The organism is Antribacter gilvus (genome assembly GCF_003946865.1).
Taxonomy (GTDB): Bacteria; Actinomycetota; Actinomycetes; order Actinomycetales; family Cellulomonadaceae; genus Antribacter; species Antribacter gilvus.
On record NZ_QXTH01000017.1, the window covers coordinates 15,475 to 32,121 of the forward strand.

Sequence of the window (16,647 nt, forward strand, 5' to 3'; positions counted from 1 at the left end):
CCCAGGGAGCTGCCGTCTGGCGGCAACCTGAGCATCTTACCCCACCGGGGTTGCCACAGGCTCCTCCACCGCAGCCTCGTGGTGGTGGCGGCGCTCCAGCGCCGCGCCCTCGATGTCCGCGTTCGGCAGGATCCGGTCGAGCCACTTCGGGATCCACCAGGCGGCGTCGCCGACGAGGTGCATCAGCGCGGGAACCAGCGTCATGCGCACCACGAACGCGTCGACGAGCACCCCGAAGGCGAGGGCGAACCCGATGGGCCGCACCATCGACAGGTGGGCGAAGACGAAGCCGCCGAACACCGAGATCATGATGATCGCGGCGGCCGTGACGACCGCGCGGCCGGCGACGAGACCGCGGCGCACCGCGACCCGGCCGCTCGCGCCGTGGGCGTACGCCTCCCGCATGCCGGAGACGAGGAACAGCTGGTAGTCCATCGCCAGCCCGAACAGCACGCCCACGAGGATCGTCGGCAGGAAGCTCAGGACAGGGCCCGGCGTGCTGACCGCGAACACGTCGGCGAGCCAGCCCCACTGGTAGATGGCGACCACTCCGCCGAGCGCCGCGAACAGCGACAGGACGAACCCGAGCGTGCCGATCACCGGTACGAGGATCGAGCGGAAGACCACGACGAGGATCAGCAGCGAGAGCCCGACCACGATCGCGAGGTAGGCCGGCAGCGCGTCCGCCAGCTGCTTCGAGACGTCGATGTTGCCGCTCGCCTGGCCGGCGACGCCGAGCGTGACGGTCCCGTCGGGGTCGGCGAGCTCCAGGCCGCGCAGGTGGTGCACGAGCTCCTCGGTCGAGACGCTGCTCGGCCCCTCGGCGGGCACCACCTGGTAGGCGGCGACGCTGTTGTCCTCCGCCAGCCCCACCGGCACGACGGCGGCGACGTCGTCCTGCGCGCGCAGCTCCGTGCCGACGCGGACCTGCGCCTCCTCCGCCGTCGCGTCCTCCAGCCCGGCGGGCAGGTCGGCCATGACGAGCAGCGGGCCGTTGATGCCGGCGCCGAACTTCTCGGCGGTGACCTCGTAGGCGCGGTAGGCCGGGGAGTCCACCGGCTCGGCCGACCCGTCCGGGAGGCCGAGACGCAGGGACATGGCCGGCAGGCCGATGATGATCAGGGCGACGACGGCGACCACCGCGCGCACCACGGCACGCCAGGTCGCGACAGGCGTGTCCGCGCCGGTCGGCGAGACCCCGGTGGGGCCGCCCAGGGCGAGGAGCTCGCCCGCCTCGAGGGCCGAACGCTCCTTGCGGCGCAGCACCTTGCGGCCCGTCAGGCCGAGCATGGCCGGGGTGAGCGTCACCGCGACCAGGACCGCGACGAGGACGCAGGCCGCGCCGACAGAGCCCATGAGACCGAGGAAGCCGATGCCCGTCACGTTCAGGGCGACGAGCGCGATGATCACCGTGAGGCCCGCGAACACGACGGCGTTCCCGGAGGTGCCGTTGGCGAGGCCGATCGACTCCTCGAGCTCCATTCCCTCGCGCAGCTGCCGGCGGTGGCGGTTGAGGATGAAGAGCGAGTAGTCGATGCCGACCGCCAGCCCGATCATCAGGCCGAGCATCGGCGTGACGGCCACCATGTCGAGGACGCCCGAGAGGGAGAGCGCCCCGAGCGCACCGACCCCGACGCCGACGAGCGCGGCGAGGATCGGCAGACCGGCGGCGACGAACGTGCCGAGCATGACGAGCAGCACCAGGCCGGCGATGACCACGCCCACCGCCTCACCCGGCCCGAGCAGCGACGAGACGTCGCGCACCAGGTCGGCCGACGGGTCGGCGGTGACGCCTTCGACGGCGCCCTCCTCCAGGGCCGCGACGACGGCGTCCTTCACCTCCGTGGCGACCTCCATCGCGGCGACGTCGAAGGTCACGATGCCGACGGCGGCGCTGCTGTCCTCGGAGACCGTGCGGAACTCGCGGGACATCTCGAGCTGAGCCTCGGCCAGGCCGAGCTGCCGCTCGTTCTCCGCCAGCTCGGCGGTCCCGGACTCGATCTCCGCCCGGGCGGCCCCCAGCTGCGCCTGCCCTACGTCCAGCTGCGCGCGCTGGGCGTCGAGCTGAGCCTGCTGGGCGTCGAGCTGGGCGACGGCGGCCGCAGGAGAGCCCGCTGCCTCGGCCTGCGCGCGGGCTGCGTCGAGCTGCTGCTGGCCCTCCTCCAGCTGGGCCCGCGCGGGCGCGAGCTGCTCTGCCTGGGCGTCGAGCTGGGTCCGGCCTGCCTCCAGCTGGTCGCGGCCGGCCTCGAGCTGCCCGGCGCCGTCGGTGACCTGCTGCTCGGCAGCGGCACGGTCGGCGGCGGTCGCGAACGGGTCCGTGGTCCCGTCGACGCCGTCCAGCCCGCCGATCTCCGCGAGCACGTCCGAGATCCCGGCCTCCTGCTCCTCGGTGAAGGGTTCGCCCGAGCCGGTGTGGAACACCACGGTGGCCGAGCCGCCGCCCGCCTCGGGGAGGACCTCCTCGAGGCGGTCGCTGACCTGCTGCGTGGGCGTGTCCGGGATCGTGATCGCCGAGCCGAGCGTGCCGCCGAAGGCGACGTACGCGCCGGCCACGACCGCGAGCACGGCGACCCAGGACCCGATCACGAGCCACGCGCGACGCGCCGCAGCCCTGCCGAGCCGGTACAGGAGCTCTGCCATGGTGGTGGTGTTCCTCTTCTGTGTCTGGGGAGCGAGAGGTGGTGCTGGTCAGGAACGCGACGCGTAGCCGTCGCGGAAGGTCGTGAGGAGGCGGTCGACGAGCTCGTCCCACAGTGCCCGCGACGCCGGGTCGTCGTTCGCTCCGGTGCGCTCGTGCCAGTGGTGCGCGACAGCGCCCAGCCCGCCCACGAGGGAGCCCACGAGGAGGTCGACGTCCAGCGCGTCGGCGCCAGGGTGCCGACGCCGCACCTCGGCCGCGAGCCGGGCCGACGTGACGTTGAGCGCCTCCTTGACCCAGGCGTCCTGCCGGGGGTCGACGTCGCACGTGGTGCCGAGCATGCGCAGGAGGCGCGAGACGGGGGTCACGAGGTCGCTCGACCGGAGGACGGTCGCGATCTCGTCGAACATCGAGGCCGAGGTGCCCTCACCGACGGGCGTCGCCTCGGCGATCGCCATGAACTCGTCGACGACGATGCCGAGGGCCTCGGTGAAGCCCGCGGGGACGATCTCGTCCAGGGACGCGAAGTGGTTGAAGATCGTCCGGCGCGAGACGTCGGCACGGGCCGCCAGCTCGTCGACCGTGAGGCCGGTGACGCCGCGCTCGCCCACGATGAGGGCGGCGGCCCTGATGATCGCGTGCCGGTTCGCCGCTTTCAGCGCGGTCCGGCGGTCGGTGGCCTCCACGCTGATTACACTAAGTGCATCGCTGCACTAAGTGCAACCTAGGCTCCGTCCTCGGCGAGGATCGCCCGGATGCGCTGCAGCCGCTCCGTCACCTGCCGCTCGAACCCGCGGTCGCTCGGCGTGTAGTAGCGCCGGCCGTCCAGCTCGTCGGGCAGGTACTGCTGCGGTGCGACCGCGTGCGGCCAGTCGTGCGCGTACCGGTACTCCTTGCCGTGCCCGAGCCGGTCCGCGCCCGCGTAGTGGGCGTCCCGGAGGTGCATCGGCACCGTGCCCACGCGCCCCGCCCGGACGTCGGCGAGCGCCGCGTCGATGCCGAGGTACGCGGCGTTGGACTTGGGCGCGGTCGCGAGGTGGACCACGGCCTCCGCGAGGACGATGCGGCCCTCGGGCATGCCGATGAGCTGGACGGCCTGCGCGGCGGCGACGGCGGTCTGGAGGGCGGACGGGTCGGCGAGGCCCACGTCCTCGGCGGCGGAGATCACGAGCCGGCGGGCGATGAACCGCGGGTCCTCCCCCGCGGCCACCATGCGCGCGAGGTAGTGCAGGGCCGCGTCGACGTCGGAGCCGCGGATCGACTTGATGAACGCGGAGATCACGTCGTAGTGCTGGTCGCCGTCCCGGTCGTAGCGCACGGCGGCGACGTCGACGGCGCGCTCCACGGTGGCGAGGCCGACGACCGGGATGCCCGGGGCGCCGTCGTCCGCCCCCTCGCCTGGGCCCGTGTCGCCGGGGCCCGTGGCCTGGTCCGCGACCGGGTCGGAGAGGGCCGCGCCCGCCGCGGCCTCGAGGATGGTGAGCGCCTTGCGGGCGTCCCCGCCCGCGAGGCGGACGAGGTGCTCCTCCGCCTCGTCGGCGAGGGTGACCGAACCGTCGAGGCCGCGCGGGTCGGCGACGGCGCGGCGCACCAGCTCGCGCACGTGCTCGGACGTGAGCGGCTGGAGCGTGAGCAGGAGGGAGCGCGACAGCAGCGGGGAGTTCACGGAGAAGCTGGGGTTCTCCGTCGTGGCTGCGACGAGCGTGACCCAGCGGTTCTCGACGCTCGGCAGGAGGGCGTCCTGCTGCGACTTGGAGAACCGGTGCACCTCGTCGATGAAGAGGACGGTCTCGTCGCCGCCCGTGGCGAGCCGGCGCCGGGCGTCCTCGATCACCTGCCGCACGTCCTTGACGCCCGCGGTCACGGCGGACAGCTCGACGAACCGACGGCCGGACGCCGTCGCGACCAGGTACGCGAGCGTGGTCTTGCCGGTGCCCGGCGGCCCCCACAGGATGACCGACGACGGCGCCGCGCGCCCCGCCCCGCTCCCCGCGGGCTCGATGAGACGCCGCAGCGGCGACCCGGGCTCCAGGAGGTGCTGCTGCCCGGCGATCTCGTCGAGGCTGACGGGGCGCATCCGCACCGCGAGCGGGGACGCCGGCCCGGAGCGGGGTGTGCCCCGGGAGTCGGTGGTCGCGGCGTCGAACAGGTCCATGGGACCCAGCGTACGGACCGGCGGTGACACTCCCGGCCGCCGCGGCTCCCTGCCGAGACCGTGCTACGACGGGATAAAACGGTCCGTCAGTGAGATAGTCAAGCGGTGTTCTCCTCGCTGTTCTCCCTGCTCGGGCGAGTGGTTGCCCGGCGGCCCTGGCTGACGGTCGGCATCTGGGTGGTGCTGGCGGTCGCCGGCTACTCCGTGGCGGTGCTGGGCGTCGGCGGATCCTCGCTGTTCGACCGCGTGTCCACCGGCGCACCAACGATCTCCGGCTCCGAGAGCCAGGAGGGCCAGGACCTGCTCGACGAGGTGGACGTCAGCGGGGAGTCGGTCACGCTCCTCGTCCTGGACGTCGACCCCGCGGACCCGGCGGTGGCCGAGGCGATGGCCACCGAGAACCGGCGGCTCGGCGCGATCGCCGGCGTCGAGACGGTCATCGACCCGTACGTGCTGGAGGGCGGGCTCGAGAATCCGGCGGCCGCGACCCTGGTCGCCGAGTCCGGCGACGGTTTCGTGGTCGAGGTCACGCTGGCGCCGGACCTCACGGACGCGGAGCGCGACGAGACGCACGACCTCGTGGTGGAGCGTCTGCACGCGCTGCCGGAGGCGCTCGGCGCCGACGCCGACGGCCTCGTCAGCAGCGCGGACCTCGTGCTGGACGAGATCACCGGCCAGGTCCGCGAGGACCTCGAGACCGGCGAGGCGGTGGCGCTCCCCGTGGCCCTGCTCGTCATGGTGCTCGTGTTCGGCGGCTTCCTCGCGGCCGCCATGCCCATGGCCGGGGCCTTCGCCTCGATCGGTGTGGGGCTCGGCGTGCTGCTGGGCCTGACGTACCTGATGGGCGTGGACGCGTCGGTGGTGAACGTGGTCTCGCTGCTGGCCATCGGCCTGTCCATCGACTACGGCCTGCTCATGGTCTCCCGCTATCGCGAGGAGCTCGGCAACCTGGCCGACGACGCCGAGGCGGTGGACGGGCTGCGGCGTCGACGGCGGGACGGCGTCGTGCTGGAGGCTGTGTCGCGGACCATGGCGACCGCCGGGCAGACCGTCACGTTCTCCGCCGTCACCGTGGCGATCTCCATCGCGGGCCTCCTGGTCTTCTCCCCCGAGATCCTCCGCAGCATCGGCGCCGGCGGGGTCGCCGTCATCCTGATCGCGGTGCTCACCGCGCTCACGCTCGTCCCGGCACTCCTCACCCTCACCGGCCGCCGCCTCGAACGGCCCGGGCTCCTGGGCCGCGTGCCGTTCCTCCGCGGGCTCCTCGCCCGGACGGCCGACGTCCGGGCCGACGAGGGTCTGTTCTCCCGTCTCGCCGTCGTGGTCCAGAAGCACCCGTGGTGGACCACCGGCGGTGCGCTCCTCGCCCTGCTCCTGCTCGCCTCGCCCGCGCTCGGCCTGCAGATGCGCAGCTCAGGCATCGAGCTGCTGCCCGCCTCCTCCGAGCAACGGCAGCTGGTGGAGGTCCTCGCCGAGGAGTACCCGGCGAGCGACGGCGCGGAGGTGACGGTCCTCGCGGCGACCGGCGTGGAAGCCAGCGCCGGGCTCTTGGCGGAGATCGACGCGCTCGACGGCGTGACGGCGGTGGACGAGCCTCGCGACGCCGCGGGCTACACCGTCATCGGCGTGCACGTCTCCGGGAGCGACCCGGCGGGCGCGGAGGCCGTCGGCGTCGTGGAAGCGCTGCGCGAGCTGGATCCGGGCTTCGACACCTGGGTGACCGGGCAGGCCGCCGCTCAGGTGGACTTCCGCGACGCCCTCGCCGATCGCGTCTGGTGGGCCGTCGCCATCGTCGTGGTCGCCACGATGGTGCTGCTGTTCCTCATGACGGGCTCGCTGGTGCTGCCCGTCAAGGCGATCCTCACGAACGCCGTGTCGCTCGCCGCCTCGCTCGGCGTGCTCGTCTGGGGGTTCCAGGAGGGCCACCTCGAAGGGCTGCTGGGGTTCGACGCGGTGGGCGGCATCGAGACGTACGTGGTCGCGCTCGTCGTCGCCTTCGCCTTCGGCCTCGCGATGGACTACGAGCTCTTCCTGCTCTCCCGCATCCTCGAGCTGCATCACGAGGGCCGCAGCGACGAGGAGGCGGTCCGGGTGGGGCTGCAGCGCTCAGGCCGCATCATCACCTCGGCGGCCGCCATCATCGTGGTGGTGTTCGCCGGCTTCGTCGCGGGGCAGCTGCTCGTCATCAAGGAGGTCGGCTTCGCGCTCGCCGTGGCGGTCATCATCGACGCGACCCTCGTGCGGCTGCTGCTCGTGCCCGCCTCCATGACCTTGCTGGGCCGGTGGAACTGGTGGGCGCCGACGTTCCTGCGGCGGGTCCACGCCCGGGCGGGCATCGAGCACTAGGAGCGCTGCGCTGCCCCGCCCGGACGTGTCACCGGATCAGTACGAGACCTCGCTCGCCACCATCACGCCGATCAGGATGAGGTAGCCGATGATGACCAGGACCGTGAGGATCCCGATCGCGATGCCGATCCAGCCGGTCACGAAGCCGACGGTGGCGAGGGTCCCGTTGTTGGCGAGGCCCGCCCGCTCGGCCTCACGGGCCTTCTTCGCGAGGATGATCGCCGGGATTCCGCCGAGCAGGCCGAACCCGATCACGCCGAGGATGCCGAACACGAGCGAGAGCACGCCGAGGTCGTTCTTGGGCATCACAGGCGCCGGCGCGTAGCCGTACGCCGGGTACTGCTGGCCGGGCTGGCCCGGCTGGCCCTGGTAGGGCTGGCCGGCGTACTGCTGGGTGAGATCAGGCTGCGCGCCGGAGTAGGGCGGGCCGTAGGGCTGCTGATCCGGCTGCGGCTGGGTTGCGTAGGGCTGCTCCGGCTGACCCGTGTAGGGCTGTTCGGGCTGCGGGGGCGGCGAGCTCCAACCGCCGTCGGCCTGCGTCATCAAAGGTACCTTTCGAGTCGCGGACGACCGAGACTAGCAGTCAGTACGACGACGACTCGGTCACCGCGACCAGCAGGAACACCAGCACGTAGAAGAGCACGATCAGCGTGACGACGGCGATGCCGATCCAGCCGGTCACGATGCCCGCGGTGGCGAGGCTGCCGTTGTTGGCGAGTCCTGCCCGCTCCGCCGCCTTGGCCTTGCTGCCGAGGATGATCGCCGGGATCCCCGCGAGAGGGCCGAACCCGACCACCGCGAGGATGCCGAACACGAGCGCGAGGACGCCGAGGTCGTTCTTCGGCATGGCCGGCGCCGGCGCATAGCCGTACGCCGGGTACTGCTGACCGGGCCGGCCCGGCTGGTTCTGGTACGGCTGACCCGCGTACCGCTGGGTCAGGTCAGGCTGCGCACCGGTGTAGGGCGAGCCGTACGGCTGCTGGTCCGGCTGCGGCTGACCCGTGTAGGGCTGTTCCGGCTGACCCGTGTAGGGCTGGTCGGGCTGCGGGGGCGGCGAGCTCCAGCCGCCGTCGGCCTGCGTCATAAAAGGTACCTTTCGAACCAGGGACGCCCGAGGTTAGCAGCACCGGGACCATCTGCTACCAGCCGTTCATCGCCATGAACACGACGACGAACACGCCGAAGGCGATCCACGCGATGCTGAGCCAGGCGGCGACGACGCCGACGAGAGCAGTACCCCGGTTGTCCGCCAGACCGGCACGGACAGCCCGCCGCGCGTTCCAGGCCGCGACCAGTGCCACGACTGCGGTAACGAAGATGAGCCCCCACAGGGCGTACATCCAGACGCTGAACGGCATCACCATCTGGCGGACGAGGGCCGCGGATGCGGCGGACCCCACGCCCAGGGCGCACGCAAGGCGGCCCAGGCCGTTCTTCGAGGTCGAGGCCTGCTCGACGGGACGGGGCTCGTGCTCGGTCACGGTCCTAGGCCTCCCTGAACACGCTCGGGCCGTACGGCTGCTCAGCCATAACCGAACTGGACCGCGTCGAGGAACCAGAAGAGGCCGAAGAACCCGGCCACGAGGACTCCACCCAGGGCAGCGAGCGACCCCAGGACGATGCCCGCCGTCGCCAGGCCGCCGTTGTCAGCCAGGCCCGCCCGGACGGCCTTGTGCCCCTTCACACCCAGGACGATCGCGATGATCCCGGGAACCAGGCCGAGACCGAAGGCCGAGACCAAGAAGAAGCCGACGACGCCCAGGACGAGCGACCACACCGCGAGGCTGTTCTGCGGCAGAGCCGGTCGCACGCCGTACGGCCCGGGCGGACCAGCGGGCGTCCCGTACACCGGTGCCGGCTGCTGCTCCGGGGACGACGCGGACGGGCCGTACGCCGGCTGGACCGGCTGTCCCTCGGGCGAGCCCCAGCCGGGTTCCTGCTGTGACATCGGTACGCCTCTCCGTCGGGTCCGGCGAGAGCGTAGCAGCGCGTCACCGCAGGTCGTCGTCACCGCTCGGGGCGCCACGTCTCCACCTCGTGCATCAGCTCGAACCCGAGCCGCTCGTACACGCGGCGCGCCACGTCGTTGTCGTCGTACATCCCGAGCACCACGAGACCGTGGTCCCGGACGCCGTCGGAGGTGGCCCGCGCCGTCACCGCCGCAGCGAAGCCGCGACCACGCCGCTCGGGGCGGGTGCCGATGCCGCCGAGGTGCACCAGGCCGCCGTCGGGCGGGGTCGTCGCGCAGGCCACCGCGGCGAGGGTCCCGTCGGCGTCGCGCCACCCGTACCAGGTCGACAGCCGGTCGCCGGGGCGGTGCGACGTGGTCGGGTTCGACGCGGCCAGGCACTCCTCGACGGCGGCGGCGTCCCGGCCCTTCTCGCGTGGCGCCTGCCCCGCAGCCTCCGCAGACGCCGACGACGCCCCGGCCTCCGCGGCGACGACGTCGAGCAGCTCGACCGCCGCAGGGTCGGGCGTGCCCGGCGGCACGTCCGGCTCCCGCTCGATCGCAAGGCGGTCCCACGTGGACCGCCGGGCAAGGTGCCGGCGCGCCAGCACGTCCTCCGCGTGCGTCCCGGTACCGCGGGTCAGGGAGACCGCGGCCGGCTCCGGCACGTCGGCCGCCACGTCGCGCAGCAGGACGGCCAAGCGGGACGGCTCCCCCACGCCCACCAGGACGGGAGCGTGGGGGCGGCGGTCGCGGGGCGCGATCCGCACGAGCGCGGCCGCGCCGTCGTCGTCCCGCCCGTCCGACCACGACGCGACGGTCAGCCAGCCGAACGGGTGGACGAGGAACGGGTGCGCGAGCCCCCGCCCGGCCAGGCGCCGTCCGGCGACCGGCCCCGCGCTCACTCCGCGGGAGCGGCCACCTGGGTGGCCGGAGCCTCGGGCTTGGCGTCCACGCCCGCCTCCTTGCGCTGCTCCGGCGTGATCGGTGCCGGCGCCGCCGTGAGCGGGTCGTAGCCGCCGCCCGACTTCGGGAAGGCGATCACGTCGCGGATCGACGGCGACTTCGTCAGCAGGGCGACGATGCGGTCCCAGCCGAGCGCGACCCCGCCGTGCGGCGGCGCTCCGAACTGGAAGGCGTCGAGCAGGAAGCCGAACTTCTCCTGTGCCTCGGCCTCACCGATCCCCATCACCTGGAACACGCGCTCCTGCACGTCCCGGCGGTGGATACGGATCGAGCCGCCACCGATCTCGTTGCCGTTGCACACGATGTCGTACGCGTAGGCCAGGGCCTCGCCCGGGTCCTTGTCGAACGTGTCGAGCCACTCCGCCGTGGGCGACGTGAACGCGTGGTGCACGGCCGTCCAGGCCGAGCTGCCGAGGTCGACGTCGTCGTCCTCGCCGGCGGGCTTGAACATCGGCGCGTCCACGACCCACACAAACGACCACGTGTCGTCCGTCTCGGGGGTGCCGATCTGGCCGAGCTTCCGCGCGATCTCGAGACGGGCGGCGCCGAGCAGGGCCCGCGCGTCGGTCGTCTTGCCCGCGGCGAAGAAGACAGCGTCACCCGGCTGGGCGCCGGTGGCCGCCGCGAGGCCGTCGCGCTCGGCGTCGGACAGGTTCTTGGCCACCGGGCCGCCCAGCGTGCCGTCGGCCGCGAACGTCACGTACGCGAGCCCGCGGGCACCGCGCTGCTTCGCCCACTCCTGCCACGCGTCGAACTGACGGCGCGGCTGGTCGGCGCCGCCCGCCATCACGACCGCGCCCACGTACTCCGCCTGGAACACGCGGAAGGGGGTGTCGCTGAAGTAGTCCGTCAGCTCGACCAGGGGGTTGCCGAACCGCAGGTCAGGCTTGTCCGAGCCGTAGAGGCGCATCGCCTCGTGGAACGTCATGCGCGCGATCGGCGTGGGGATCTTGTAGCCGATCAGGTCCCACAGCGCGACGAGGATCTTCTCGGTGAGGTCGATGACGTCGTCCTGCTCGACGAAGCTCATCTCGACGTCGAGCTGCGTGAACTCCGGCTGCCGGTCCGCGCGGAAGTCCTCGTCGCGGTAGCAGCGGGCGATCTGGTAGTAGCGCTCCATGCCGGCGACCATGAGCAGCTGCTTGAACAGCTGGGGCGACTGCGGCAGGGCGTACCAGGAGCCCGGCGAGAGGCGGGCCGGCACGAGGAAGTCGCGGGCACCCTCCGGCGTGGACCGGGTCAGGGTCGGCGTCTCGATCTCCACGAAGTCGTGCTCGTCGAGCACGCGGCGTGCCACCTGGTTCGCCTTCGCGCGCAGGCGGAGGGCCGTGGCGGGCGCGGGGCGGCGCAGGTCGAGGTAGCGGTGCTTGAGGCGCGCCTCCTCGCCGATCACCTCGGTGTCCGCGAGCGCCGTCGACACCTGGAACGGCAGCGGCGCCGACTCGTTGAGCGTCACGACCTCGCGGGCGATGATCTCGACCTCGCCGGTCGCGAGGTTCGCGTTCGCGTTGCCCTCGGGACGGCGGCTGACCTCACCCGTGACCTGCAGCACGTACTCGGCGCGGAGGGGGTGGGCGACGGACTCGTCGCGGATCACGACCTGGGCGATGCCGGAGGCGTCACGCAGGTCGATGAAGGCCACTCCACCGTGATCCCGGCGACGATCGACCCAGCCCGTGAGGGTGACGGTCTGACCGATGTGCTCGGCCCGCAGAGAGCCGGCCGTGTGGGTGCGGAGCACGGAGGTTCCTTTCGAAACGTGGGGTGGCCCGACGACGTCGGGCAGCGACGGCGTCGGTCGAGGACGCCCTGGCGAGTCTAGTCGGTGGTCGGCGTCCGGCTACGCCCAGGGGGCCCGCACCCCGGCCCTCCGCCCGGCTTCAGCGAGGGACGCCGCGACGTCGTCCGGCAGCTCCACCCCGTGGGCGAGCGCGTCGTCGTGCCGACGCCACTCGAGCTGCCCGGGGTGGAGGATCTCCTCGGCGCCCTGGGCGAGGGGCGCCGCGTGCAGCCGGTCGAGGTAGTCGGCGACCCGCTGGCCGACCGGCGGGGCACCGCCGAACACCGCGGGGTCGACCACCAGGAAGACGTGCGCGACACCGTTGGGAACGTCCGGCTCGAACAGCCACGAGGGGATCTGGTCCGACGTCGGACCGGCCGCCAGGATGCCGGTCAGCACGTCCACGAGGACGGCGAGCCCGTAGCCCTTGTGCGACGACATGGGCAGCATGACGCCCTCGTCGGGGTAGCGGGACGGGTCTGTGGTGGGCCGGCCCTCGCCGTCGACGATCCAGCCCTCGGGAACGGGCGTGCCGGCGTCGCGTGCCTTGACGACCTTGAGCGAGGCGACCTGGCTGAGCGCGATGTCCAGCATCACGGGCGGGTACCGGCCGGCTGGCACCGCGTAGGCGAGGGGGTTGTTCCCGAGCACCTTGCCGCGAGCGCCGGGCGCCGTCATGTTGGCGTCGACGTTGCTCGCCACGATGCCGACCATGCCGGCCTCGGCTGCGGTCAGCGCGTACAGTCCGGCGGCCCCGAAGTGGGTGGACCCGCGGACGACGACGACGGCCACGCCCGTCTGCCTGGCCTTGGCGACGGCGGTGCGCACCCCGGTGTCCCCGGCGACCATGCCGAGCCCGTTGTGTGCGTCGAGCAGCGCGTACGCGGGGCCGTCGACGACCGCGGTGGGGCTCGCCGCGAGGTCGAGTCCGCCGCGCCGCGCCTTGTCGAGGTAGCCGCCGAGGTTCTTCAGCCCGTGGGAGTGCACGCCGAACACGTCGGTCCGCGCGAGGTGGGCGGCCGTGGTTCTCGCGTGGGCGTGCGGGGCCCCTGCCTCGACCAGGCACGCCTCGGCGAACCGTTCGAGGTCGGGGTAGGGCACGCGCAGGGGCGGGCTCACATCGTCATCCCGCCGTCGACGACGAGCACCGAGCCGGTCATGAACGCCGCCTCGTCCGAGGCGACGAAGGCGATGGCGGCCGCTATCTCGTCGGCCCGGCCGAGGCGCCCCAGCGGCTGGCGGGCGACGAAGGCCGCCTCCTGCGCCGATGGGTCGGGCGCGGCGGCGATCTTGTCCGCGAGGGCCGGGGTGAGCGTGGTGCCGGGGCAGACGCAGTTGACGCGGACGCCGTGGGTCGCGTGGTCGACGGCCATGGATCGCGTGAGCGCGACGGCGGCTCCCTTCGTCGCGGCGTAGACGGCGCGTTCGTGATGCCCCTTGAGCGCGGCCGCGGAGGCGACGTTCACGATGACGCCGCGGGTCTCGCGGAGCGCGGGCAGTGCGGCCCGGCACATGTGGACCATGCCCTTGACGTTGACGGCGAGCATGCGTTCGAGCTCGCTGTCCGACGTCGTCTCGACGGTTCCCGGGATCGCGATGCCGGCGTTGTTGACGAGGATGTCGAGGCGGCCGAACCGTTCCAGGGCGACGGCGACCGCTGCGGCGGCGGTGGCGGGGTCGGCGACGTCGCCCGCGGCCAGGACCGCGCGGCCGCCGTCGGCCATGATGGCGGACACGGTGTGCAACCCGCCCTCGGCGGTGCGGGAGTTGACGACGACGTCGGCCCCCCGGCGGGCGAGCAGCACGGCGGTCTCCCGGCCGATGCCCGCGCCGGCACCGGTCACGAGCGCGGTGCGCCCCGTGAGGTCCCCCGTCATGGCGTCGCCTCCGTGGCCCCGAACACGAGGTCCGGGAGCCACAGGCTGAGCTCCGGGACGAGCACGACACCCACCAGGAGAAGGGCGATCGCTCCGAAGAGATACCCGGACTGCCGCAGGTAGGCCGGGACCGTGGTGTCGAACATCGCGCAGGCGATGAGCATCACCACACCGACCGGCGGGGTGAGGAGGCCGAGAGTGAGCGTCAGCACCATGACGATGCCGAAGTGCACCGGGTCGATCCCGACGCGTTCCGCGACCGGCACCAGCATGGTGGTGAGCAGGAGGATCAGGACCGTCGAGTCCATGAACATCCCGATCACGAGCAGCGCCACGACCAGGACCAGCATGAGCAGCGTCGGGTTCTCCGTGATCCCCAGCAGGCCGTCCATCAGCCGCTGCGGGACCCGGTCCCAAGTCAGCCCACGGGTCCACGTCCCGGAGATGGCGATCAGGAACATGATCATGCCGACGTCGACCGCGGTGTCTCCCAGCGCGCGCCCCAGCCGCTGCCAGGAGAGCTCGCGGTAGAACAGCACCCCCACGAGCACCGCGTACGCGACGGCGAAGGCGCCGGCCTCCGAGGGGGTGAAGTACCCGAACCGCAGGCCCAGGATCAGGATCACGGGGAACAGCAGCGCCCACGCGCTCCTGCCCGCCGCGGACCCGATCTCGCGCGGCCGCGCCATGCGGTGACGCTCGCGCGGATAGTCGTTGCGGTGCGCCGTCACCCCGACGGCGGCCATGAGCAGCAGCGCCAGGAGGATGCCCGGCACCACACCCGCGGCGAACAGCCGGCCGATCGACACCTCGCCGAGCGTCCCGTACAGGATCAGCCCGGTCCCGGGCGGCACGAGCGTGGTGATGATGGCCGACGTACCGATCAGGCCGGCGGCGAAGCCGGGCGCGTAGCCACGCGCCGTCATGCCGGGGCCGAGCACCCGGCCGAACATGGTGGCGTCCCCGATCGCGGAGCTCGTCACGCCACCCATCGTGAACGCCGTGACCACGTTGACGTGGCCCAGGCCCGCGCGGAGGTGTCCCGTGAGGGTGGACGACAGGTCGAGCAGGCGCCGCGTCATGCCGGTCTCGTTGAGGAAGTTGCCCGCCAGCACGAAGAGCGGGATCGCGAGGATCGCGAAGTTCTGGGTCTGCGTGACCGTCAGCTGGGCGGCCAGCGTCAGGTCGCTCGTGGGTTCGGTCAGGTAGTACAGGAATCCCGAGACGCCGATCGCGAACGCCACGGGCATGCCGAGCGCCACCAGGATCAGGAAGACCACGAAGACGGTGATCACAGGCCCGCCCCCTGCGTCCCTTCGGCAGGGCCGGGCTCGACGGCCGGCCGGGGCCCGGCCGGGCCCGGCTCGGCCGGCCCCGGCTCGGCAGGCCCGGGCTCGCCGGGCTCCCGCAGTGCCGCGACGTCACGGCGGATCCGGCGGAGCGTCGTGACGAGCATGAGCAGGCAGCCGACCGGCACCGACAGCGTGACCCAGGTGTAGCTGAGCCACGGCAGGCCGCTGAAGCTCCGGTCGGCAGCGTCACCGGCGAGCTGCACGCCCGTCACCACCCTGGCCACCAGGAAAACGGCGATGAGGACGTCGTTCGCGAGCCGGACACCGTTGCGCGGCCTGGCCGGGAGCCGGACCGCGAGCAGGTCGATGGTCACCATCCGGTCGCGCCGCCACGCGACGTCGGCCCCGACGAACACGGCCCAGGCGAACACGAAGGTCGCCAGGTCCACCGTCCAGGACAGCGGGCGGCCTGCGGTGCGCGACGTCGCCGAGAGGAGAACGAGCAGCGTCATGAGCACCAGGCACGCCTGGGTGAAGCGCAGCTCGACCCGGCCGAGCGCCTCGTAGGCCCGGGTCATTCCTTGCCGATCTCCGACCAGATCTGGTCGCGCACCTCGGTGAGTCCGAGCCTCTCGTACGCCGCCTCGCCCGCCTCACGGAAGGCGTCGACGTCGGGATCCTCGTTGATCGTCATGCCACGGTCGAGCAGGTCTGCCTTGACGTCCTCGACCTGGTCCTCCATGGTCTGCGAGGTCTCCATACCGGCCTTGTCGGCCTCCTCGACGAGGATCTCCTGGTACTCGGTGGGCAGCGAGTCGAACCACTCCGAGCTGACCACCTCGAAGTTGATCAGCAGGATGTGGCCCGTCTCGCTGGCGTGGCTCAGCACCTCGTAGAGCTTGCCGCCGGGGATGTTCGCGTAGACGAGTTCCGCGCCGTCGACGGCGCCCTGCTGGATCCCGGAGTACATCTCGCCGAAGTCCATGGCGACCGGTTCAGCGCCCAGCGCCCGGACGGACTCCTGCCAGATCGGTGACCCCGGCGTGCGGATGCGCATCCCGGAGAGGTCCTCGGGTGTGTCGATCTCCTTGTTCGTGAAGAAGTGCCGGTGGGTCTGGACCCAGTTGAACGAGAGCACCTTCAGGCCCTGCTCCTCGAGCTCGTCGAGGTAGCCCTGCAGCGTCTCGCTCTCCTTGAGCTGTTCGACCTCGGCCAGGTCGTCGGCGAAGTACGGGCCGTTCATCACGGCGATGTCCTCGACGTACTGGCCCAGCCGGGCGGCATCCGTGTTCTGGCCGATGTTCGCACCGCCCTGGATCTGCTCGATGATGTCCTCCTCGACGCCCAGCTGCGCCGAGGGGAACACCTCGATGGTCAGGCCGCCGTCGGTGCGTTCCTCGACGGCCTCGGCCCAGTCCAGGAAGCCCTGGTGGAACGGCTCGCTCTCGGCGAGCACGTGGTTGAACCGGAGCTCGAACTGCTCCTGCCCCTCGCCCTGTCCGGCGTCCGGCCCGCCGCCCCCGCAGCCGGCGGACACCGCCGCTGCGAAGCCGATTGATACTACTATTGCGATCTTCCGCTTCGACATGTTCGCCCCCTCGTACGACCTCGTACGCTGGATTGGTCCCGTCAAATGCGATATTGC

At 72.4% G+C, this 16,647-nt stretch carries 15 protein-coding genes; 1 reads left to right on the top strand and 14 read right to left on the bottom strand.

Annotation, left to right across the window (positions count from 1 at the left end; genetic code table 11):
• Nucleotides 1-36: 36 nt before the first annotated feature.
• From D1350_RS21730 to D1350_RS21740, 3 genes are read right to left on the bottom strand one after another with little or no spacing between them, the layout of a single operon-like run.
• Entirely contained in the window at nucleotides 37-2,640 is a 2,604-nt protein-coding gene (locus D1350_RS21730; protein WP_125778145.1) for an MMPL family transporter, read from the bottom strand.
• Between the two features lie 48 nt (nucleotides 2,641-2,688).
• Complete coding sequence (locus D1350_RS21735) at nucleotides 2,689-3,324, bottom strand: TetR/AcrR family transcriptional regulator (protein ID WP_206074643.1); 636 nt, start codon at nucleotides 3,322-3,324, stop codon at nucleotides 2,689-2,691.
• Between the two features lie 38 nt (nucleotides 3,325-3,362).
• On the bottom strand, nucleotides 3,363-4,793 hold the full coding sequence (locus D1350_RS21740) for a replication-associated recombination protein A (RefSeq protein WP_125778147.1): 1,431 nt from the start codon (nucleotides 4,791-4,793) through the stop codon (nucleotides 3,363-3,365).
• A gap of 105 nt (nucleotides 4,794-4,898) precedes the next feature.
• Between D1350_RS21740 and D1350_RS21745 the strand changes: the two genes are divergently transcribed.
• A complete protein-coding gene (locus tag D1350_RS21745) occupies nucleotides 4,899-7,139 on the top strand; it encodes an MMPL family transporter (RefSeq protein WP_240644281.1) in 2,241 nt (746 codons plus the stop codon).
• Nucleotides 7,140-7,175: 36 nt separating this feature from the next.
• On the opposite strand, the gene D1350_RS21750 is transcribed toward D1350_RS21745, so the two are convergent.
• The 11 genes from D1350_RS21750 to D1350_RS21800 form a co-directional block, all read right to left on the bottom strand.
• On the bottom strand, nucleotides 7,176-7,682 hold the full coding sequence (locus D1350_RS21750; protein WP_125778148.1) for a DUF4190 domain-containing protein: 507 nt from the start codon (nucleotides 7,680-7,682) through the stop codon (nucleotides 7,176-7,178).
• A gap of 40 nt (nucleotides 7,683-7,722) precedes the next feature.
• Entirely contained in the window at nucleotides 7,723-8,223 is a 501-nt protein-coding gene (locus tag D1350_RS21755) for a DUF4190 domain-containing protein (protein ID WP_125778149.1), read from the bottom strand.
• A 55-nt stretch (nucleotides 8,224-8,278) separates the two neighbouring features.
• The gene (locus tag D1350_RS21760; protein WP_125778150.1) at nucleotides 8,279-8,620 is read right to left on the bottom strand and encodes a hypothetical protein; all 342 of its coding nucleotides are present in this window, start codon (nucleotides 8,618-8,620) and stop codon (nucleotides 8,279-8,281) included.
• 41 nt (nucleotides 8,621-8,661) lie between these two features.
• Nucleotides 8,662-9,087 (bottom strand): DUF4190 domain-containing protein, encoded by a 426-nt coding sequence (locus D1350_RS21765; protein ID WP_125778151.1) that lies wholly within the window; start codon nucleotides 9,085-9,087, stop codon nucleotides 8,662-8,664.
• A gap of 59 nt (nucleotides 9,088-9,146) precedes the next feature.
• Nucleotides 9,147-9,992, bottom strand: a complete 846-nt coding sequence (locus D1350_RS24215; protein WP_206074644.1) for a GNAT family N-acetyltransferase — start codon at nucleotides 9,990-9,992, stop codon at nucleotides 9,147-9,149.
• On the bottom strand, nucleotides 9,989-11,794 hold the full coding sequence (gene aspS, locus D1350_RS21775) for an aspartate--tRNA ligase (protein WP_125778152.1): 1,806 nt from the start codon (nucleotides 11,792-11,794) through the stop codon (nucleotides 9,989-9,991). The genes D1350_RS24215 and aspS overlap by 4 nt, the downstream gene beginning before the upstream one ends.
• Before the next feature lie 99 nt (nucleotides 11,795-11,893).
• Nucleotides 11,894-12,952, bottom strand: coding sequence for an Ldh family oxidoreductase (locus tag D1350_RS21780; protein ID WP_125778153.1), 1,059 nt, complete (start codon nucleotides 12,950-12,952; stop codon nucleotides 11,894-11,896).
• A complete protein-coding gene (locus D1350_RS21785) occupies nucleotides 12,949-13,710 on the bottom strand; it encodes an SDR family NAD(P)-dependent oxidoreductase (protein WP_125778154.1) in 762 nt (253 codons plus the stop codon). Before D1350_RS21785 ends, D1350_RS21780 begins: the two co-directional genes overlap by 4 nt.
• Complete coding sequence (locus tag D1350_RS21790; protein WP_125778155.1) at nucleotides 13,707-15,005, bottom strand: TRAP transporter large permease; 1,299 nt, start codon at nucleotides 15,003-15,005, stop codon at nucleotides 13,707-13,709. The genes D1350_RS21785 and D1350_RS21790 overlap by 4 nt, the downstream gene beginning before the upstream one ends.
• Entirely contained in the window at nucleotides 15,002-15,580 is a 579-nt protein-coding gene (locus D1350_RS21795; protein WP_125778156.1) for a TRAP transporter small permease, read from the bottom strand. The genes D1350_RS21790 and D1350_RS21795 overlap by 4 nt, the downstream gene beginning before the upstream one ends.
• The gene (locus tag D1350_RS21800; protein WP_125778157.1) at nucleotides 15,577-16,590 is read right to left on the bottom strand and encodes a C4-dicarboxylate TRAP transporter substrate-binding protein; all 1,014 of its coding nucleotides are present in this window, start codon (nucleotides 16,588-16,590) and stop codon (nucleotides 15,577-15,579) included. Before D1350_RS21800 ends, D1350_RS21795 begins: the two co-directional genes overlap by 4 nt.
• Between the last annotated feature and the right edge of the window lie 57 nt (nucleotides 16,591-16,647).